The sequence below is a fragment of the Rhizobium sp. NLR8a genome, assembly GCF_019685235.1.
In the GTDB taxonomy this organism is placed as follows: domain Bacteria; phylum Pseudomonadota; class Alphaproteobacteria; order Rhizobiales; family Rhizobiaceae; genus Rhizobium.
Genome location: NZ_JABDWI010000002.1, coordinates 362,099 through 381,309 on the forward strand (window position 1 = coordinate 362,099; position 19,211 = coordinate 381,309).

At 62.6% G+C, this 19,211-nt stretch carries 18 protein-coding genes; 8 read left to right on the top strand and 10 right to left on the bottom strand.

Annotation, left to right across the window (positions count from 1 at the left end; genetic code table 11):
- The first annotated feature begins 5 nt into the window (after positions 1 to 5).
- The 6 genes from HJC04_RS04955 (at position 6) to mmsB (ending at position 5,935) form a co-directional block, all read left to right on the top strand.
- Complete coding sequence (locus HJC04_RS04955) at positions 6 to 788, top strand: ABC transporter ATP-binding protein (protein ID WP_210632301.1); 783 nt, start codon at positions 6 to 8, stop codon at positions 786 to 788.
- Entirely contained in the window at positions 788 to 1,489 is a 702-nt protein-coding gene (locus tag HJC04_RS04960; RefSeq protein WP_221124025.1) for an ABC transporter ATP-binding protein, read from the top strand. Before HJC04_RS04955 ends, HJC04_RS04960 begins: the two co-directional genes overlap by 1 nt.
- A gap of 4 nt (positions 1,490 to 1,493) precedes the next feature.
- The gene (locus HJC04_RS04965; protein WP_221145044.1) at positions 1,494 to 2,381 is read left to right on the top strand and encodes a branched-chain amino acid ABC transporter permease; all 888 of its coding nucleotides are present in this window, start codon (positions 1,494 to 1,496) and stop codon (positions 2,379 to 2,381) included.
- Between the two features lies 1 nt (position 2,382).
- Positions 2,383 to 3,372 (top strand): branched-chain amino acid ABC transporter permease, encoded by a 990-nt coding sequence (locus tag HJC04_RS04970; protein ID WP_210632303.1) that lies wholly within the window; start codon positions 2,383 to 2,385, stop codon positions 3,370 to 3,372.
- Between the two features lie 76 nt (positions 3,373 to 3,448).
- Positions 3,449 to 5,044: a GMC family oxidoreductase gene (locus HJC04_RS04975; protein WP_221124026.1), complete on the top strand. Its 1,596-nt coding sequence runs from the start codon at positions 3,449 to 3,451 to the stop codon at positions 5,042 to 5,044.
- Between the two features lie 9 nt (positions 5,045 to 5,053).
- Positions 5,054 to 5,935, top strand: a complete 882-nt coding sequence (gene mmsB / locus HJC04_RS04980) for a 3-hydroxyisobutyrate dehydrogenase (protein ID WP_221124027.1) — start codon at positions 5,054 to 5,056, stop codon at positions 5,933 to 5,935.
- Positions 5,936 to 5,943: 8 nt separating this feature from the next.
- Here the strand turns inward: mmsB and HJC04_RS04985 are convergent, their stop codons facing one another.
- The 9 genes from HJC04_RS04985 to HJC04_RS05025 form a co-directional block, all read right to left on the bottom strand.
- Positions 5,944 to 6,723 (bottom strand): ABC transporter ATP-binding protein, encoded by a 780-nt coding sequence (locus HJC04_RS04985; RefSeq protein ID WP_221124028.1) that lies wholly within the window; start codon positions 6,721 to 6,723, stop codon positions 5,944 to 5,946.
- 159 nt (positions 6,724 to 6,882) lie between these two features.
- Entirely contained in the window at positions 6,883 to 7,641 is a 759-nt protein-coding gene (locus tag HJC04_RS04990; RefSeq protein ID WP_221145046.1) for a fumarylacetoacetate hydrolase family protein, read from the bottom strand.
- A gap of 84 nt (positions 7,642 to 7,725) precedes the next feature.
- Positions 7,726 to 9,099: an FGGY-family carbohydrate kinase gene (locus tag HJC04_RS04995; RefSeq protein WP_221145048.1), complete on the bottom strand. Its 1,374-nt coding sequence runs from the start codon at positions 9,097 to 9,099 to the stop codon at positions 7,726 to 7,728.
- Positions 9,096 to 9,416 (bottom strand): L-rhamnose mutarotase, encoded by a 321-nt coding sequence (gene rhaM / locus HJC04_RS05000; RefSeq protein ID WP_210632309.1) that lies wholly within the window; start codon positions 9,414 to 9,416, stop codon positions 9,096 to 9,098. Before rhaM ends, HJC04_RS04995 begins: the two co-directional genes overlap by 4 nt.
- Entirely contained in the window at positions 9,413 to 10,423 is a 1,011-nt protein-coding gene (locus HJC04_RS05005; RefSeq protein ID WP_210632310.1) for an ABC transporter permease, read from the bottom strand. The genes rhaM and HJC04_RS05005 overlap by 4 nt, the downstream gene beginning before the upstream one ends.
- Complete coding sequence (locus tag HJC04_RS05010) at positions 10,420 to 11,409, bottom strand: ABC transporter permease (protein ID WP_210632311.1); 990 nt, start codon at positions 11,407 to 11,409, stop codon at positions 10,420 to 10,422. The genes HJC04_RS05005 and HJC04_RS05010 overlap by 4 nt, the downstream gene beginning before the upstream one ends.
- A gap of 10 nt (positions 11,410 to 11,419) precedes the next feature.
- Positions 11,420 to 12,955, bottom strand: coding sequence for a sugar ABC transporter ATP-binding protein (locus tag HJC04_RS05015; protein WP_210632312.1), 1,536 nt, complete (start codon positions 12,953 to 12,955; stop codon positions 11,420 to 11,422).
- Positions 12,956 to 13,029: 74 nt separating this feature from the next.
- Positions 13,030 to 14,025, bottom strand: coding sequence for a rhamnose ABC transporter substrate-binding protein (gene rhaS, locus HJC04_RS05020; RefSeq protein ID WP_064808509.1), 996 nt, complete (start codon positions 14,023 to 14,025; stop codon positions 13,030 to 13,032).
- Between the two features lie 48 nt (positions 14,026 to 14,073).
- The gene (locus HJC04_RS05025; RefSeq protein ID WP_210632313.1) at positions 14,074 to 14,886 is read right to left on the bottom strand and encodes a DeoR/GlpR family DNA-binding transcription regulator; all 813 of its coding nucleotides are present in this window, start codon (positions 14,884 to 14,886) and stop codon (positions 14,074 to 14,076) included.
- Positions 14,887 to 15,082: 196 nt separating this feature from the next.
- Between HJC04_RS05025 and HJC04_RS05030 the strand changes: the two genes are divergently transcribed.
- Entirely contained in the window at positions 15,083 to 17,179 is a 2,097-nt protein-coding gene (locus HJC04_RS05030; protein ID WP_221145050.1) for a bifunctional rhamnulose-1-phosphate aldolase/short-chain dehydrogenase, read from the top strand.
- A 212-nt stretch (positions 17,180 to 17,391) separates the two neighbouring features.
- Positions 17,392 to 18,684, top strand: coding sequence for an L-rhamnose catabolism isomerase (gene rhaI / locus HJC04_RS05035; protein ID WP_210632315.1), 1,293 nt, complete (start codon positions 17,392 to 17,394; stop codon positions 18,682 to 18,684).
- A gap of 66 nt (positions 18,685 to 18,750) precedes the next feature.
- On the opposite strand, the gene HJC04_RS05040 is transcribed toward rhaI, so the two are convergent.
- Complete coding sequence (locus tag HJC04_RS05040) at positions 18,751 to 19,209, bottom strand: carboxymuconolactone decarboxylase family protein (protein WP_210632316.1); 459 nt, start codon at positions 19,207 to 19,209, stop codon at positions 18,751 to 18,753.
- Between the last annotated feature and the right edge of the window lie 2 nt (positions 19,210 to 19,211).

The following is a 19,211-nucleotide window of genomic DNA, read 5'->3' on the forward strand; positions in this document are numbered from 1 at the left end:
GCACGATGGCGGTTTCCGCGAGTGAAACTCAGGTAAAGCCGCGGGTGGTATTGTCCGCCCGCGGCCTGCGCCGCGATTTCGGCGGCTTCACGGCCGTCAAGAATGTCGATCTCGACGTGCATGACGCCAGCGTGCATGCGTTGATTGGCCCCAACGGCGCCGGCAAGACGACGGTCTTCAACCTGCTGACGAAGTTCCTGCAGCCGACGGCTGGCACGATCACGCTGATGGGCACCGACATCACCGGGACCCCGCCCGACAGGGTGGCGCGCATGGGGCTGGTGCGCTCCTTCCAGATATCGGCGGTCTTTCCGCACTTAAGCGTGCTCGACAATGTGCGCGTGGCGCTGCAGCGGCCGAACCATCTGTCGACGCAATTCTGGCGGCCGCTCTCGGCGCTCGAGCGGCTGAACGAACGCGCCGAGCAACTGCTTGCGAGCGTCGGCCTTTCCAAGGAGCGCGACCATTTCGCCGCCGATCTTTCCTATGGCCGCAAGCGCGTGCTGGAGATCGCCACGACGCTGGCGCTCGACCCGAAAGTGTTGCTGCTCGACGAGCCGATGGCCGGTATGGGGCATGAGGATGTCGGCGTCGTCTCCGCGATCATCCGTGACGTCGCCCGCGACCGGGCGGTGCTGATGGTCGAGCACAACCTCTCCGTCGTCGCCAATATCTGCCAGCACGTCACCGTGCTGCAGCGCGGCGAGATCCTTGCCGAGGGCGACTATGCCACCGTCAGCCAGGATGAGCGCGTCCGCGAGGCCTACATGGGCACGGAGGAGCACTGATGACCGCTCTCCTCGAGGTCCAGGGCCTCAACGCCTGGTACGGCGAAAGCCACATATTGCACGGCGTCGACATGCATGTCGGCGAGGGCGAGACGATCACCATTCTCGGCCGCAACGGCGTCGGCAAGACGACGACGCTGCGCACCATCACCGGCATCGTGCGCGCTCGCAAGGGCAGGATCAGCTTTGCCGGCAGCGACATGATGCATGTGCCGCTGCACAAGACGGCGCACCGGGGCATCGGATTCGTGCCGGAGGAGCGCGGCATCTTTTCGACGCTCACCGTCTCGGAAAACCTGCTGCTGCCGCCTGTCGTGGCGGCGGGCGGCATGACGCTCGACGAGATCTACGAACTCTTTCCCAATCTCTACGAGCGCCGCGGCAGCCCGGGTACCAAACTTTCAGGCGGCGAGCAGCAGATGCTGGCGATCGCCCGGGTTCTGCGCACCGGTGTGCGGCTGCTCATTCTCGACGAACCGACGGAAGGGCTTGCTCCGGTCATCGTCCAGCGCATCGGCGAGGTACTGAAGAAGCTCAAGGAGCGCGGCATGACGATCCTGCTCGTCGAACAGAATTTCCGCTTCGCCAGCCGTATTGCCGATCGCTTCTATCTGATGGATCATGGGCAGATGGTGTCGGAATTCCCGGTCGGCGAACTGCCGCAGCGCATGGATACGCTGCACAAGGTTCTGGGAGTGTGACCAGATGACGATGATCTTCGGCATTCCCCTGCAGGCGCTGCTCGGCCAGCTCTTGATCGGCCTGATCAACGGTTCGTTCTATGCGCTGCTCAGCCTCGGCCTCGCCATCATTTTCGGCCTGCTCCGGGTGATCAACTTCGCCCATGGCGCCCAATATATGCTCGGCGCTTTTGTCGCCTATCTGCTGCTCACCTATGCCGGCATCGGCTACTGGCCGTCGCTGATCCTGGCGCCTGTTATCGTCGGGCTTGCCGGTGCCGTCATCGAGCGGCTGTTCCTGCGCCGGCTCTACGATCTCGATCCACTCTACGGCCTGCTCTTTACCTTCGGCCTGGCGCTCGCCGTCGAAGGCACCTTCCGCTATCTCTACGGTTCTTCCGGCCAGCCCTATGCGACGCCGGCAGCGCTTGCCGGCGGGGCCAATCTCGGCTTCATGTTCCTGCCGATCTATCGCGGCTGGGTGGTCGTCGTCTCGCTCGTCGTCTGCCTCGGCACATGGCTGCTGATCGAGAAGACCAAGCTCGGGGCCTATCTCAGGGCTGCGACCGAAAACGCCGTGCTGGTCCAGGTCTTCGGCGTCAACGTGCCGGTACTGCTGACGCTGACCTACGCGCTCGGCGCCGGCCTTGCCGCCTTTGCCGGTGTGCTGGCGGCGCCGATCTACCAGGTCTCGCCGCTGATGGGCTCGAACATGATCATCGTCGTCTTCGCCGTGGTCGTCGTCGGCGGCATGGGATCGATCATGGGTGCGATCTTCACCGGTTATGTGCTCGGCATCGCCGAGGGCCTGACCAAGGTCTTCTATCCCGAGGCTTCCAACATCGTGATCTTCGTCATCATGGCGATCGTGCTTCTCATCAGGCCCGCGGGCCTCTTCGGCCGGGATGCCTGACATGACTGACATCACCGAAACCATCCGAACGGAAAAAAGTCGAACCGCTCTATCGGTGCAGGCGGGCTTCCTGCTTGTCGGACTGCTGCTTCTGCTGCTCGCGCCGTTCTTCTTCTATCCGATCTTCCTGATGAAGCTGCTCTGCTTCGCGCTGTTTGCCTGTGCCTTCAACCTGCTGCTCGGCTATACCGGTCTGCTTTCCTTCGGCCATGCCACCTTCTTCGGCGGTGCCGCCTATTTCACCGCCTATACGGTGAAGGCATGGGGCCTGCCGCCGGAACTCGGCATCCTGATCGGCGTGGCGGGGGCGGCCTTTCTCGGCTTGGTCATGGGTTTCTTCGCGATCCGCCGCCAGGGCATCTATTTCGCGATGATCACGCTGGCGCTGTCGCAGATGTTCTTCTTCTTCTGCCTGCAGGCCAAGTTTACCGAAGGCGAGGATGGCATCCAGTCGGTGCCGCGTGGCCACCTCTTCGGCTTCATCGATCTGAACAACTCGACCAACATGTATTATTTCGTGCTGGCCGTCTTCCTCGTCGGCATCCTGATCATCTGGCGTTTCATCAATTCGCCTTTCGGCATGATCCTGAAATCGATCCGCGAAAACGAGCAAAGGGCGATCTCGCTCGGTTATTCCGTGACGCGCTACAAGCTCGGCGCCTTCGTCATGTCGGCAGCGCTTGCGGGGCTGGCCGGCGCGGTCAAATCGATCGTCTTCCAGTTCGCGACGCTCACCGACGTCGCCTGGCAGATGTCGGGCGAGGTGATCCTGATGACGCTGCTCGGCGGCATCGGCACGCTGATCGGCCCGCTTTTTGGCGCGGGGTTGGTGGTGGCGCTGGAAAACTACCTCGCGACCTCGGAATTTCCGGTGACGATCATCACCGGCGTCGTCTTCATGGTCTGCGTGCTGATCTTCCGCCGCGGCATCATCGGCGAATTCTATGCCTCGCGGCTCGGGCGGAAGCTGGGCTTCGTCTATCGCCGCTAACGGGCGGCCGTCTCCCTCTTTCGCAGCGTGGGCAGAGGCGGGCGGCCAAGCATCTGGATTTTCGTGCAGGGCGCACATGGATCGTTACGACTACATAATCATCGGGGCAGGCAGTGCCGGCTGCGTACTCGCCAATCGTCTATCCGCCGACGGCAGGAGCCGCGTGCTGCTATTGGAAGCCGGCGGCAGCGACAACTACCACTGGATCCATATCCCAGTCGGCTATCTCTATTGCATCAACAATCCGCGTACCGACTGGTGCTTCACCACGGCGCCGGAAGCGGGGCTGAACGGCCGGGCGCTGAGCTATCCCCGCGGCAAGGTACTCGGCGGCTGCTCCTCGATCAACGGCATGATCTATATGCGCGGTCAGGCGCGCGATTACGACCTCTGGCGGCAGATGGGCTGCAGCGGCTGGGGCTGGGACGATGTTCTGCCCTTCTTCCGCAAGTCCGAGGATTTTTATCGCGGCGAAGACGAGATGCATGGGGTCGGCGGCGAATGGCGCATCGAGAAGGCGCGGGTGCGCTGGGCCGTGCTTGACGCCTTCCAGCAGGCGGCGAGAGAAGCCGGCATCCCCGAGACGGAAGATTTCAACCGCGGCAGCAATGAAGGTTCCGGCTATTTCGACGTCAACCAGCGCTCGGGCATACGCTGGAACACGTCGAAAGCCTTCCTGCGCCCGGCGCGCAAGCGCTCCAACCTGACGGTGCTTACCAAGGCGCAGGTGCGGCGCCTGCTGGTGGAGGAGGGGGCCGTCGCCGGGGTCGAATTCCAGCACCAGGGCGTGGCGAAGCGCGCCTATGCGGGCAAGGAAACCATCCTTTCGGCCGGTTCGATCGGCTCGCCGCATATTCTGGAACTCTCCGGCATCGGCAGGGGCGAGGTGCTGCAGCGGGTGGGCATCGATGTCGTCACCGAGATCAAGAGTGTCGGCGAGAACCTGCAGGATCATCTGCAGCTGCGTCTGGCCTATAAGGTGACCGGCGTTCCGACGCTGAACGAAAAGGCGACGAAGCTGATCGGCAAGGCGGCGATTGGGCTCGAATATCTCGTCCGCCGCTCCGGGCCGATGGCGATGGCGCCGAGCCAGCTCGGCATCTTCACCCGCTCGGGGCCGGACCGGGAGACGCCCGACCTGCAATATCACGTGCAGCCGGTCTCGCTCGAAAAATTCGGCGACCCCGTCCATCCTTTCCCGGCGATCACCGCGAGCGTCTGCAATCTGAGGCCGGAAAGCCGCGGTTCGGTGCACCTGTCGAGCCCGGATTTTGCCGCACAGCCGACGATCAGCCCGAAATACCTCTCGACGCAGCGCGATCGTGACATAGCTGTCCGTTCGATACGGTTGACACGCAGGATCGTCGCGCAGCCATCCTTCGCGAGGTTCCGGCCGGAAGAGTTCAAGCCGGGGCCGAGCTATCAGACCGAGGCCGATCTGGAGCGGGCGGCCGGCGATATCGGCACGACGATCTTTCATCCCGTCGGCACCTGCCGTATGGGCGCCGACAGGGAGAGCGTCGTCGATCCCAGGCTGAAACTCAGGGCGCTCGGCAAGCTCAGGATCGCCGACGCCTCGGTGATGCCGTCGATCACCTCGGGCAACACCAATTCGCCGACGATCATGATCGCCGAAAAGGCGGCGGCGATGATCCTCGAAGACAATCGATAGGAGAAGACCATGGCAAGGATCGCATTCATCGGGCTCGGCAACATGGGCGGGCCGATGGCGGCCAATCTCGTCAAATCGGGTCACGAGGTTCTCGGCTTCGATCTCGCCGCCTCCGTGCTGAAGGCGGCCGAGGCGAGCGGCGTCAAACCGGCGAGCCATGCCAGCCAGGCAGTCAAGGACGCGGAGATCGTCATCACGATGCTGCCGCAGGGCCGGCATGTGCTGACGGCGTGGACCGATATCCTGCAGACTACCGCGCAGGGAACACTTGTCATCGATTGCTCGACCATCGATGTCGAGAGCAGCCGCAAGGCGCATGAGATGGCCAACGCAGCAGGCTGCCTGTCGCTTGATGCACCCGTCTCGGGCGGCACGGGCGGCGCGAGCGCGGGAACGCTGACCTTCATGGCCGGCGGCTCCCCGGAAGCCTTCGCCCGGGCGAAGCCGATCCTCGAAGCCATGGGCAAGAAGATCGTCCATTGCGGCGAGGCGGGCGCTGGTCAGGCGGCGAAGATCTGCAACAACATGATCCTCGGCATCTCGATGGTCGGCGTCTGCGAAGCCTTCGTGCTGGCCGAGAAACTCGGCCTCTCGCATCAGGCGCTGTTCGACGTCGCCTCGACCTCATCAGGCCAGTGCTGGTCGATCAACACCTATTGCCCGGTTCCCGGGCCGGTGCCGACCTCGCCTGCCAACAATGGTTACAAGCCAGGTTTTGCCGCAGCCTTGATGCTGAAGGATCTCAAGCTCTCGCAGGAGGCGGCGCTCGCGAGCGGCGCTTCAACGCCGATGGGCGCGGAGGCCGCGCAACTTTATGCGCTCTTCGAAAAGCAGGGCAACGGCGGCAGGGATTTTTCCGCCATCATCGAGATGTTCCGCGAGAAGGTGTAGGCGACGGCCTACAAGAGATAGCTGACCGGTTCCCTTCGAACCGGGTGCGGGAAGACGCCCATGCCGACGCCGAAAATCGAGTGCAGCGTGTCGGCCTGCATGATCTCGGCGGGCGTGCCTTCGGCCGTGATCCGGCCGCGGCTGAGCGCGACGATCGCGTCGCAGTAGCGGGCGGCGAGGTTGATATCGTGCAGCACGATGGCGACGGTCAGCCCGCGTTCGTGGCTGAGATCCTGTACCAGGGAGAGAACGCTCGCCTGATGGGCGAGGTCAAGCGCCGATGTCGGTTCGTCGAGTAGCAGGCAGCTGGCATCCTGGACGAGCATCATGGCGATCCAGGCGCGCTGGCGCTCGCCGCCGGACATGTTGGCAACGAGGCGATCGGCAAAATCCTCAAGACCGGTGCGGGCGATCGCCTCCTCGACCTTGCTGCGGTCCGTTGCGGTGAAGCGCCCGAGCGTACCGTGCCAGGGAAAACGGCCGAGCGCCACCAGTTCGCGCACGGTCATCCCGTCGGCCGCCGGGGTGAATTGCGGCATATACGCGACGTGCCGGGCAAACTCGCGGGCACCCCAGTCAGCCGCCGGCTTGTCGTCGAAGGCGATGGCGCCGGATTGCGGCGCGATCTGGCGGGCGAGGATCTTCAAAAGCGTGCTCTTGCCGGACCCGTTCGGCCCCACCAGACCGTAGATGCGGCCCTTTTCGAGGGTCAGGTCGACGCCCGAGAGGATCGACTTCGGCCCGATGGCATAGGTGATTCCGGACAGGGCAAGGAAGGACGAAGGCATGGTCTGCTCCAGGTTCGGCACTGCAGGTTCGGGAGGCAAGCCCTCCCTTCACACCCGGTTCCTGCAAAACTAAACTATGATTGTCAACTTACCTTTTTCCGCTGAGCAAGAAAGCGGGAGCGCGGGCATTGTCGAGGCCGCAGGCAGAAATGACGTCAATCAGGTCTTCGACACCGAAAAACTCAGCCTGGCGTCGCCGAAGAGGATGTCGATCTCGCCGGGTTCAGACAGTTCGATGGCGCCGCTCAACGTGCCCGTCGTGATCAGCGCGCCTGCCTTCAGCGATGTTTCCGGACGCAAGTCGTCATTGGCGTAGTCGACCAGCCAGGTGAGAACGTCGCCCTTCGGATGCTGGGCCGGACCGTCATAGATGGTGCGGCCGGCATGGGTGACCTTGAGCGGCGTGCCGCCGGCGGTATCGACAAGGCTGTTGTCGAGCTTCGGACCGAGCACATAGCCGCTGTTGCCGAGGCGGTCGGCGGCAAAGAGCAGGAAGGAAACGCTGCCGCTTTCCCTGACCGCGCTGAGCAGCAGTTCGGCGCCGAGATGGACAGTGGAGATCGCCTTGACCACTTCGGCGCGGCTGTACGGCTTACCCGTGCGGATCGGCAGGTCATTGCCGAGGCGAACAGCAATTTCGGTTTCGAATTTCAAGCCGGGATACCAGGGGATATCAGCACCGAAGACCGATTCGGCATAGGGATGCAGCGGACCGCTGACGGCCTGGCCTTGCGGCGAGACCGTCACCTTCCATGCATTGCTGGAAATGCCATCGGCCGCGGCGAGGAAATGCTGGGCTTCCATCGCCTGATGGAGGTCAGCTGGCGGCAGAAAGGCGCTGGTCGCCTCCTGTATGCCGGCTTGGCGCAGACTGTAAAGCCTGGCTGCGAGGGCGCGCGGATCGAATGCTTCTGTCATGCTGTCTCCTCGACCTGATTTTGGAGGTGCCACACTACTAACCGCAAGCCGGCGAGGAACAAGGGGCGCGCCTGGGAAAAGCTGCTATTTCATCGCCGCGAACCAGCGATCGCGATAGGCCTTGAGCCTGGGGATATCGGTCGGCGGAACATGTGTCTGCGCCCCGGAGACCGGCCGGATGCCGGTCAGAAGGGCGGCCCCCTGGCTGGTGCCGGTCGAGCCGGGAAGGGCGATGACATCGCGGCCGGTGAGGGCGGCGAGCAGCTTGAGATAGGTTCCGTTCAGGGCAAAAGGCCCTTCGACGATGACAGGGCCCTTGGCGCTGATCAGTCCGAGACATGCATCGGTCATCAGCGCGAGATAGAGGCAGCTGGCGGCAAAACGCTCCTCGCGGCTCGCGTCTTCGGCGCCGATCCAGCGGCTTGCCTTGCCCGGAAACGGTCCCGAACCGGGGGCGATATTGGCCAGCAGCATGATGCCCTTGTCGATGACGGCGCCGATCGCTGCCTGCGCGGCCTTTTCGTCGACAGGGCCGATTTCGGCCGAAAGGATATCGAATTCCCGCCCGCCCATGAAACGCGAGGAGGGAACGGCGCGGCCATAGGCGTCGACATTGGCAAGCGCATCGCGTTTCGGATCGAGGTGGTCGAGATCGCCGCCGACGCCGAAACTGATGACCCAGGTGCCTGTCGAGACGACGGCGAAAGGGGCTTGCCGATGGACGAGGTGCGGCAGCAGCGAGGCGTTGGAATCGTGGATGCCGCAATAGACGGGCACGGAGATGCCGATATCGTCGGCAATATCAGGCAGGACAGGGCCGAGCGCATCGAAGGCGGAGCGGATCGGCGCCATCAGACCGCGGATGCCGAGCCTGTCGACGAGCGAGGAATAGCTTGATGTTTTCGGGTTCCAGAGGTCGGTGTGACAGCCGAGCGAAGTCAGCTCATTGGTGGCGACGCCGGTCAGCCGCGCCGCCCAATATTGCGCGTAGGTTACGATGGTCGCGACCTGGGCGAATTCCTCGGGAAAGGCGGTCTTCTGGTAGTGCAGCTGCGCGCCGACATTGAGGCCCATTGCTAGGCGCGGCGAGAAGGTTTCCTCGAAGGAAGGACGCAGCCGCGTATAGGCATCCCGGATGTCCTCCGGATATTCATGCTCGTAGTCGATCACGGGCATGGCGAGAGCACCGTCCCGGTCGAGCAGCGCGGCTGCGGCGCCATGGGTGGTGATCGAAATGGCATCGAAGCCGGGGTCCCGCGCCAGGCCTTTCAGTGCGTCGAGGGCGAAGGACCAGAGCGCCTCGATATCATAATGCGGGTAGAGGCCGGTCTTGATCATGATGTTCGGCCGTTTCAGGACGGCGATCTCGGCGCCTGTCCCACTGTCGAGCACGACGACCTTGGCATTGGTCTTGCCGATATCGAGGACGGCGATGCGGCGATAGGAACTGGTGGTCATGGCATGTGGAAGAGGGTGACGAGGTCGCTTTGAACAGGCGAATTATCCGGATTGGTCGCCATGATATCGGCCATATGAGCCCACCATTTTTTCATGACCGGATGGTCCGGCAGGCTCGTCATCGTGTGGTCCTTCGACCGCGTCAGCACGCCGAACAGCGTGTTGGTCTCGCGGTCGAGATGGATCGAATAGTCGCTGGCGCCCGACTGGTGCAGCAGATCGACCAGCTCCGGCCAGATCTCGTCATGCCGCTTGCGGTATTCGGTTTCCATGCCGGGATTGAGCTGCATCTTGAAGGCGTGTTTTTCCAGGGTCATCGGGAGCTCATGAGCTTGATGCGGCGGGCGATAATCGGAATCGCGATGGTGATGATGAGGAGAAGGCCGATGAAGATCGACATGACGATGCCGGGCACGTTCAACAGGCCGAGGCCGAAGGTGACGAGGCCCATGACGAAGGCGGCGATCACGACGCCGCCGATCGTGCCCGAGCCGCCGAGGATTGAGATACCGCCGAGCACGACCATGGTGACGACCTCGAGTTCCCAGCCTTGGGCGATCGACGGCCGGGTCGAGCCGAGCCGCGAAGTCAGGCAGACGGCGGCAACACCGCTCATGACGCCGGTCAGCAGGAAGAGAATGAATTTGACGCGCTCGACCGGGATGCCGGAGAAGCGGGCGGCGAAATCATTGTTGCCGATCGCATAGACCTGCCGGCCGAAATTCGTCGCATGCAGCAGGATGGCAAAGAGGATCGCCAGCACGAAGAACAGCACGAATTCGAAGGAGAACACCCAGAACACGTAGCCCTGGCCGAAATAGGCGAAATCGGAAGGGTACTTGCCGTAGGCCTGGTCGCCGAGCACGATATAGGAAATGCCGCGGAACAGGCTCATCGTGCCGATGGTGACAACAATCGACGGCAGTTTCAGCACCGAAACGAGCACGCCGTTGAAGATGCCGCAGGCAAGGCCGGTGCCGATGCCGATCGCGACCAGGCCCGGCGTGCCGACGCCGAGTTGCGCCGCCGCCCCCATCGCCGTCGAGGCGAGGGCGATGATCGCGGCGACCGAGAGGTCGATTTCGCCCGAGATGACGAGCAGCGCCATGGCGAAGGCGATCATCGCCTTTTCGGTGAAGTTGAAAGTCGCGTCCGAGAGGTTCCAGGCATCGAGGAAATAGGGTGAGGCCACGGAATTGAAGATGAAGATCAGGATGGCGACGCCGAAGAGCAGCACTTCCCAACTCGACATGATGCGTTTGAACGGCGTGCCGAGCCGATCGGGAATGATCCGTTTTTCGGGCGTTGGAGAAACGGTGCTCATGCTGCGACCTCCGCTGCTGCGCGGTCACGCAGGATGATGCGGCCTCGATTGCGCTCGCGCCTTGCGTTGAAGACGACGGCGAGAATGATAACGGTGCCGGAGATCGCCATCTGCGTGAAGGGCGAAATGCCGATGACCGGCAGGGCGTTCTTGATGACGCCGAGGAACAGCGCGCCGAGCACGGTGCCGGCGACCGAGCCGACGCCGCCGGCAATCGAGATGCCGCCGATGACGCAGGCCGCAACGCTGTCGAGCTCGAAGCCGTTGGCGATATCGACATAGGCGACCGCATAACGCGAAACCCATAAATAGCTGGAAAGGCCGGCGAGCGCGCCCGAGAGCACGAAGGCGAGGAATTTCGTGCGGCCGGTATCGATGCCGGCATAGACGGCAGCTGTCGGATTGCCGCCGGTCGCATAGGCCGAGCGGCCGAACGGGCTGTAGCGCAGCAGCATGTACATCAGCGCGACGATGATGATCGCAACCCAGCTCAGCACCGGTAGGCCGAGGATCGGCGTGCGGGGAACGGCGAGGAAGGTCGGCGTCATCTGGTGGGCGTTCACCCAGGCGCCGCCGGAGAGCACGAAGGCCATGCCGCGATAGATGGTGAGCGTGCCGAGGGTCACGACGATCGGCGGGATTTCCAGGCGCCAGACGAGGAAGCCGTTGATGGTGCCGAGGGCAGCGCCGATCACGACCGCGGCGAGGATCAGCACGATCAGCGGCAGGCCGGGAAAGGCGGCGTTCATCATCGCGATCGCCATGCCGGTAAAGGCAAGGTTGGCGGCCACCGAGAGATCGATCGATTTCGTCAGGATAACAGTCATCTGGGCAAGGCCAAGAATGATGAGGATCGCTGTGTCGTTGAAGATGCCGGCGAGATTATCCGGTGTGGCGAAATCGGCCGCCCGCGTCGAGAAGATGCCAATCATCAGCACGATGATGGCAAAGAGCAGGGTTTCGCGTTTTCTGATCAGTTTGGCCATGCCCGTCACCTCATGCGTTTCCGGTCGCCGCGCGCACCAGCGCCTCCGGCGAAAGCTGATCGCGCTCGAAGAGCCCGGCCGACAGGCCTTCCTTCATCACCAGAACGCGGTCCGACATGCCGATGATCTCGGGCAGCTCGGAAGAGATCATGATGATCGAGAGGCCCTCTGCGGCAAGCTCGCTGATGAAGCCGTGGACGGCGGCTTTCGAGCCGATGTCGATGCCCTTTGTGGGCTCATCGAGGATGATGACCTTGGGCATGGTGGCGAGCCACTTGCCGATGACGACCTTCTGCTGGTTGCCGCCCGACAGCGTGCCGACCGGCACGGAGAGGGCGGCGGCGCGCAGATCCAGCCGCTCGGCATATTTTCGGGCGAGCGCGAATTCTTCCGCCGCCTGCAGGAAGCCCTTGCGCGAGGTGCGCGTCAGCGACGGCAGCGTCATGTTCTGGTAGATCGGCATCGGCAGCGCCAGGCCGTGGCGGCCGCGCTCTTCCGGCACATAGACGATGCCGGCCTTGATGGCGTCATGCGGCGAGCTGATCGAAATTTCCCGGCCTTCCAGCGTCAACCTGCCGGAGAGCGGCCTGGTGATGCCGAAGAGCGATTGCGCGAGTTCCGATCGTCCGGCGCCGATCAGGCCGTAAATGCCGAGAATCTCACCCTTGCGCAGGGTCAGCGAAATATCGCGGAATTCGGTGCGGTGGCTGTATTTTTCCACGTCGAGCACCGGGCCGCCGATCGCGACATCGATCTTCGGAAAGACGTTTTCGACGTCACGGCCGACCATCATGCGGACGATTTCGTCCTGCGGTGTTTCCTTGAGCTTACCCCGGCCGACAGCGCGGCCGTCGCGGAAGACGACGAAATCGTCGGCGATCTCGTAAAGCTCGTCGAACTTGTGGCTGATGAAGAGGATCGCCTTGCCCTGTTCCTTCAGGCCCTTGATGATGCGGAAGAGATCGTCGATCTCCTTGCGGGAAAGGGCGGCCGTCGGCTCGTCCATGATGACGATGCGGGCCTCGATCGACAGAGCGCGGGCAATCGCCACCAGGTGACGTTGCGCGATCGAGAGGTCCTTCAGCCGGATCGTCGGATCGATATTGCTTTCAAGCGCCGTCAGCAGCGTCTTCGAGCGGCTGTTCATCATCTGCCAGTCGATGGTGCGGAAGCGCGTGCGCGGCGCATGACCGAGGAAGATGTTTTCGGCAACCGTCAGCTCGTCGAACAGCACGGTTTCCTGGTGGATGGCGGTGACGCCGGCATCGATCGCCGCCTGGGCGCTCGCGAAGGTCACTGTCCGGCCGTCAACCAGGATCTCGCCTTCGTTCGGCCTGTAGATGCCGGTCAGGATCTTGACGAGTGTCGACTTGCCGGCGCCGTTTTCGCCGATCAGCGCGGTGACCGTGCCGGGGTGAAGCGCGATGCTGACATTGTCGAGCGCTTTCACGCCGGGAAAGATCTGGGAGATGCCGCGCATTTCCAGAATGGCGGGGGCATCGCCGGTTTTGCTGTCCGTGACGGATTGTTGAAAGGCGGCGTTCATCGGCTTTCTACCAGTGTCGAATGAGAAATCCCGGCGGCTAACAGGCCGCCGGGCTTTTATAGAGCTGCTTCGGATCAGAAGACCTTGGAGAACTGGTCGATGTTCGAGGCATTGTAGACGAAGGGATCGGCCATGGCGGCTTCGCCGTTGTCGCCGACCTTGATCTTGCCCATGCGGCCAGCATTGATTTCGCTGCCCGGCTTGCCGTCGGTCTCGCCCTTGACGAGGCGGTAGGCGATCTGGGTGGCGGAGTAGCCGAGGTCGATCGGGTTCCAGATGGCGAATTCCTTTGTCGCGCCAGACTTGATCGCGCCGGCCATTTCGGACGGCAGGCCGAGGCCGGTGACGTAGACCTTACCGACAAGGCCCTTGTCTTCGACAACCTTGGAAGCGGCGAGAACGCCGACCGTTGTCGGGGCGACGATGACCTTGACGTTCGGGTTGGACTTCAGCAAGCCTTCGGCTTCACGATAGGACTTGTCCGAGAGGTCGTCGCCGTAAACCGTGGTGACGAGGTTGAGGCCCGGGAAATCCTTGAGCTGCTTCTTCATCTGGTCGATCCAGATGTTCTGGTTGGTCGAGGTGGTCGTTGCCGACAGGATGGCGAAGTCACCCTTGCCGCCTTCGAGATGATCCTTGGCGAGCGTCAGGCACATCTTGCCGATCAGCTCGTTGGAGGAGGGGTTGAGCTGCAGGATACGGCCTTCCGGTGCGACGCCGGAATCCCACGAGATGACCTTGATGCCGCGCTGGGTTGCCTTCTTCAGCGCCGGAACAAGCGCGTCGGGATCGTTGGCCGAAACGGCGATGGCATCGACGCCTTGAGCGATCAGCGAGTTGATCACTTCGATCTGGCCTTCGGCCGTCGTCGATGTCGGACCGGTGTAGATCACTTCCACGCCGCCGAGTTCCTTGGCGGCTTCCTGGGCACCCTTGTTGGCGGCGTCGAAGAAACCGTTGCCGAGCGACTTCACGACGAGGCCGATCTTGATGTCCTTGGCGCTGGCGGTGCCGGCCATCATGGCGATGGCGAGCGCTGCGCCGAGCGCCAGTGTCTTTGCGAATTTCATGTCACTTTCCTCCCATTAAGATTTAGACTTCCACACCTCGGCGGCGCCTCATGCGACCGACGAGGAATCCTCCTTCGCAAGCTGCGCCACCGGGGTCGCGACAATAAGCCGGACGCCGGCATTCTCGACCATGCGAGCTGCCTCTTCTGAAATCCCGTCATCGGTGATGATCGCAGAAACACGGTCGAGCGCGCAGAGAATGAGGCTCGACCGCCGATTGAACTTGCTGGAATCGACCATCACGACGAGTTCGTCGGCCTGGTGCATCAGCTTCTGCTCGCTCTGGATGATGAGGGCGTCGGCCTCCATGATGCCGAGCGGGCCGACACCCTGCGCGCCGATGAACATGCGCCGCGCATAAAAATTGCGGATCGCGTCGTTGTCGAAGGGCGACAGGATCAGGCTCTGCTCGCGATAGATCGCGCCGCCCGGCACCGTCACGGTGTTTTTGGAATGCTTGACCAGATGTTCGGCGATGGCAAAAGAGTTGGTCATCACCTGCAGGCGGTGGCCGGCCATGTAATGCACCATCTGGAAAGTGGTCGTGCCGCCATTGATGATGATGGCGTCGCCGGCCTCGCAAAGTTCGACGGCGGCGCGCGCAATTGCGCGTTTTTTATCGATATTGACTGATTCTGAAACCCGGAAGGGCCGGCCGGCGAGATTGCCGAGCTGCGGCGGATGCACCGCCTCCGCGCCGCCGCGGACACGGCGGATCTTGCCCTGCACGTGAAGAGCCGCAATGTCACGCCTGATTGTCGCTTCAGAAGCTTCCGTCAATTCGGAAATGTCCTGGATCGTCACGACGGACTTTTCCTGAACGGCGCTTAAGATGATGCGATGACGTTCGCGTTCGTGCATTGGCTCCTCCTCTTGTCATATATATTTCGTATCTGTTAAAGCCTGTCAATCACAAACGATCATAAATTTCCATATTGCGATGCAGCATAAGCGATTTTGATCGTTTTCGATTGACAAGCGCATTTATGATGCGCGATACCTTGAGCGAAAGGGCTCGCTGATCGCGGTGCCTGACAAGCCTATATGGGAGGATGATATGGCGGCGAACGTCCGGCTTCTGGAAAACCGGTGGGATGATGGTTATGCGGCGGGCCTCGATGAGCCCGGCAAGCTGCTCTATCGCTCCAATCTGCTCGGCGCCGACAAGCGCATCACCAATTACGGCGGCGGCAATACCTCGGCGAAGGTGATGGAAACCGATCCCCTAACCGGCGGCAAGGTCATGGTCCTTTGGGTCAAGGGCTCGGGCGGCGACGTCGGCACTATCAAGCTCGATGGTTTTGCGACCCTCTACCAGGACAAGCTGGAATCGCTGAAATCAATCTACAAGGGCGTCGAGGACGAAGACCGCATGGTCGGCTTCCTGCCGCACTGCACCTTCAACCTGAATGGCCGTGCCGCCTCGATCGACACGCCGCTGCACGGCTTTGTGCCGTTCACCCATGTCGACCACATGCATCCCGACGCGATCATCGCCATTGCCGCCTCGAAGAACTCCAGGGAATTGACCAAGCAGATCTTCGGTGACGAGATCGGCTGGCTGCCCTGGCGCCGTCCGGGCTTCCAGCTCGGCCTCGATCTCGAAGCCTTCGTCAAGGCGAACCCGAACGCCAAGGGCGTCGTGCTCGAAAGCCACGGCCTCTTCACCTGGGCGAATGACGCCAAGGCCTGCTACGAGCTGACACTCGACATCATCAACAAGGCGATCGTCTGGTTTGCCGAAAAGACCGAAGGCAAGACGATTTTCGGCGGTGCACTGACCCAGAGCCTGCCCGTCGCCGAGCGCCGCGCTATCGCCGCCCGGCTGATGCCGGAGATCCGCGGCCGGATCGGCAAGCAGGAGCGCAAGCTCGGTCATTTCGATGATCAGGACGCCGTGCTCGAATTCGTCAATTCCCGAGATCTGCGGCCGCTCGGCGCGCTCGGCACCAGCTGCCCCGACCATTTCCTGCGCACCAAGATCCGCCCGCTGATCGTCGATTTCGACCCGGCCAAGCCGGATGTCGACGCGATCGTCGCCGGCCTCGACCAGGCGCTGGAGGATTACCGCGCCGATTACGCCCGCTATTACAACGACTGCAAGCATGACAATTCGCCCGCGATGCGCGACGCCAATCCCGTCATCTTCCTCGTTCCCGGCGTCGGCATGCTGTCCTTTGCCCGCGACAAGGCAACGGCGCGCATCGCCAGCGAATTCTACGTCAACGCCATCAACGTCATGCGCGGTGCCTCGACGGTTTCGGAATATCGGGGCCTGCCGGAGCGGGAAGCCTTCGATATCGAATACTGGCTGCTGGAAGAGGCGAAGCTCCAGCGCATGCCGAAGCCGAAGAGCCTTGCCGGCCGGGTGGCGTTCGTCACCGGCGGCGCCGGCGGCATCGGCCGGGCGACGGCCGCCCGCCTTGTCGGCGAGGGCGCCTGCGTGGTGCTTGCCGATATCGATCAGGCAGCACTCGAAAGCACAGAGGCCGACTTCGTCAAGAAATACGGTGCTGATGCCGTGCGCAGCGTCCGGCTCGACGTTACCAAGGAAGATGCGGTGATCGCCTCCTTCGCGGAAGCTTCGGTCGAATTCGGCGGCGTCGATATCCTCGTCTCGAATGCCGGCATTGCCTCCTCCGCGCCGATCGAAGCCACCGAGCTTTCGACCTGGAACCGCAATATCGACATTCTGGCGACTGGCTATTTCCTTGTCTCGCGGGAGGCGTTCCGTCTGTTCCGCCGCCAGGCGCTCGGCGGCAACATTGTCTTCGTTGCCTCGAAGAACGGCCTTGCCGCTTCGCCGAACGCGTCTGCCTATTGCACGGCAAAGGCCGCCGAAATCCATCTCGCCCGCTGCCTGGCGCTGGAAGGCGCGGATGCCGGCATCCGCGTCAACACTGTCAACCCGGATGCGGTGCTGCGCGGTTCGAAGATCTGGAGCGGCGAATGGCGCGAGCAGCGCGCCGCCTCCTCGAAGATCGAGGTCGATGATCTCGAGGAACATTACCGCAAGCGTTCGATGCTGAAGCTCAACGTGTTTCCGGAGGATATCGCCGAGGCGATCTACTTCCTCGCATCGGACCTTTCGGCAAAATCAACCGGCAATATCATCAATGTCGACGCCGGCAACGTGCAGAGCTTTACGCGGTGATTTTTGACGGGCGGATGCGTCCGCCCCTCACCCTAACCCTCTCCCCGTCATGACGGGGAGAGGGGACTTGCCCAACGAAATGTTGGAGTAGGACAGAGACGGCGCGGCATATTCCCTTCTGCCCCTCACAACGGGGAGAAGGTGCCGGCAGGCGGATGAGGGGCGGCCCCACGGCAGTTCCAATGTAGAAATTGCAGAACCGGGAGGACAAAATGGCCGAGTTCAGGATCGCGCAGGATCTCGTCGCGAGCGAGAACGACAAGCGGGCAGCCGCACTGAAAGCCGATTATGAGGCGCTGGGCGCCATACTTGCGCGCCGCGGCGTCGATATCGAAGCCATCACCCGCAGGGTCGCGGAATTCTTCGTCGCCGTTCCTTCTTGGGGTGTCGGCACCGGCGGCACGCGCTTTGCCCGCTTCCCGGGCGCCGGCGAGCCACGCGGCATCTTCGACAAGCTCGACGATTGCGCCGTCATCAATCAGCTGACGCAGGCGACACCGACCGTCTCGCTGCATATTCCCTGGGACAAGGCGGACGCCAAGGAATTGAAGGCCAAGGGCGATGCGCTCGGCCTCGGCTTCGACGCGATGAATTCGAACACCTTCTCCGACGCGCCGGGACAGGCCCATTCCTACAAATACGGCTCTCTCAGCCACACCGACGCGGCGACGCGCGCGCAGGCGGTGGAGCACAATCTCGAATGCATCGAGATCGGCAAGGCGATCGGCTCCAAAGCGCTGACGGTCTGGATCGGCGACGGATCGAACTTCCCCGGCCAGAGCAATTTCACCAAGGCATTCGAGCGTTACCTCGCCTCGATGGCCGACATTTACAAGGCGCTGCCCGACGACTGGAAGCTGTTCTCCGAGCACAAGATGTATGAGCCGGCCTTCTATTCGACGATCGTACAGGACTGGGGCACCAACTATCTGATCGCCCAGACGCTCGGCCCCAAGGCCCATTGCCTTGTCGATCTCGGCCACCATGCGCCGAACACCAATATCGAGATGATCGTTGCCCGCCTGATCCAGTTCGGGAAGCTCGGCGGCTTCCACTTCAACGATTCGAAATATGGCGACGACGATCTCGATGCCGGCGTAATCGATCCCTATCGGCTGTTCCTGGTGTTCAACGAGCTGGTCGATGCCGAGCAGCGCGGCGTCAACGATTTCAATCCGGCGCATATGATCGACCAGTCCCACAATGTCACCGATCCGATCGAGAGCCTGATCAACAGCGCCAACGAAATCCGCCGCGCCTATGCGCAGGCGCTCCTCGTCGATCGCAAGGCGCTCGAGGGCTATCAGCAGGACAATGACGCGCTGATGGCGTCGGAAACGCTGAAGCGCGCCTATCGCGCCGATGTCGAACCGATCCTTGCCGAGGCGCGCCGTCGCGCCGGCGGGGCGATCGACCCGATCGCCGCCTACCGCGCCAGTGGCTACCGCAAAAAGGTGGCGGCCGAGCGTCCGGCATCGGTTGCCGGCGGCGGCGGCATCATCTGAGCTGCCGGGCTGAATAGAAGTGTGGTCGCCGGCAGCGCGGGGTGAAACGCTGCCGGCAATCGCCGATCACGGTTTCCAGGCGCCGGCGATCTGACGGGTTGCGATGTTCAACCGGTTCCAGACATTGATGTTGGCGATGGCGATGACGAGAGCCGCAAGGCTGCGGCCGTCATAATGCCGGGTCGCCTCGTCCCAGATCTCGTCCGGCACCGGGTCGGCGCGGTCGCTGGTGCGGGTCACAGCCTCGGTCAGCGCAAGGGCTGCTCGCTCGGCATCGCTATAATAGGGGGCGTCGCGCCAGCCGGCGACGGCAAAGAGCCGCTCATCCGTCTCACCGTGTTTGCGGGCAATGCGCCAATGACCATCGATGCAGACGCTGCAGCCGTTGATCTGGCTGGCGCGCAGATTGACGAGTTCGAGCAGCTTTGGCGAAAGGCCCGTTTCGGTCGGCACCTTGCCGAGTGCATTGAGCGCCTGCATGGCTTGTGGAAGCACGAGGGCGGGATTTCCCATTCTCTCCTGCATGA

What these genes read in the sequence shown, in the direction of transcription:
- HJC04_RS04990 (WP_221145046.1), bottom strand. Translation starts at nt 7,641, where the DNA reads ATGACAGAAGCATTCGATCCGCGCGCCCTCGCAGCCAGGCTTTACAGT.
- HJC04_RS05005 (WP_210632310.1), bottom strand. Translation starts at nt 10,423, where the DNA reads ATGAGCACCGTTTCTCCAACGCCCGAAAAACGGATCATTCCCGATCGG.
- HJC04_RS05015 (WP_210632312.1), bottom strand. Translation starts at nt 12,955, where the DNA reads ATGAACGCCGCCTTTCAACAATCCGTCACGGACAGCAAAACCGGCGAT.
- HJC04_RS04960 (WP_221124025.1), top strand. Translation starts at nt 788, where the DNA reads ATGACCGCTCTCCTCGAGGTCCAGGGCCTCAACGCCTGGTACGGCGAA.
- HJC04_RS04995 (WP_221145048.1), bottom strand. Translation starts at nt 9,099, where the DNA reads ATGACCACCAGTTCCTATCGCCGCATCGCCGTCCTCGATATCGGCAAG.
- HJC04_RS05030 (WP_221145050.1), top strand. Translation starts at nt 15,083, where the DNA reads ATGGCGGCGAACGTCCGGCTTCTGGAAAACCGGTGGGATGATGGTTAT.
- HJC04_RS05010 (WP_210632311.1), bottom strand. Translation starts at nt 11,409, where the DNA reads ATGGCCAAACTGATCAGAAAACGCGAAACCCTGCTCTTTGCCATCATC.
- HJC04_RS05040 (WP_210632316.1), bottom strand. Translation starts at nt 19,209, where the DNA reads ATGCAGGAGAGAATGGGAAATCCCGCCCTCGTGCTTCCACAAGCCATG.
- HJC04_RS04955 (WP_210632301.1), top strand. Translation starts at nt 6, where the DNA reads ATGGCGGTTTCCGCGAGTGAAACTCAGGTAAAGCCGCGGGTGGTATTG.
- HJC04_RS04985 (WP_221124028.1), bottom strand. Translation starts at nt 6,723, where the DNA reads ATGCCTTCGTCCTTCCTTGCCCTGTCCGGAATCACCTATGCCATCGGG.
- rhaI (WP_210632315.1), top strand. Translation starts at nt 17,392, where the DNA reads ATGGCCGAGTTCAGGATCGCGCAGGATCTCGTCGCGAGCGAGAACGAC.
- HJC04_RS04965 (WP_221145044.1), top strand. Translation starts at nt 1,494, where the DNA reads ATGACGATGATCTTCGGCATTCCCCTGCAGGCGCTGCTCGGCCAGCTC.
- rhaS (WP_064808509.1), bottom strand. Translation starts at nt 14,025, where the DNA reads ATGAAATTCGCAAAGACACTGGCGCTCGGCGCAGCGCTCGCCATCGCC.
- HJC04_RS04970 (WP_210632303.1), top strand. Translation starts at nt 2,383, where the DNA reads ATGACTGACATCACCGAAACCATCCGAACGGAAAAAAGTCGAACCGCT.
- rhaM (WP_210632309.1), bottom strand. Translation starts at nt 9,416, where the DNA reads ATGACCCTGGAAAAACACGCCTTCAAGATGCAGCTCAATCCCGGCATG.
- HJC04_RS04975 (WP_221124026.1), top strand. Translation starts at nt 3,449, where the DNA reads ATGGATCGTTACGACTACATAATCATCGGGGCAGGCAGTGCCGGCTGC.
- HJC04_RS05025 (WP_210632313.1), bottom strand. Translation starts at nt 14,886, where the DNA reads ATGCACGAACGCGAACGTCATCGCATCATCTTAAGCGCCGTTCAGGAA.
- mmsB (WP_221124027.1), top strand. Translation starts at nt 5,054, where the DNA reads ATGGCAAGGATCGCATTCATCGGGCTCGGCAACATGGGCGGGCCGATG.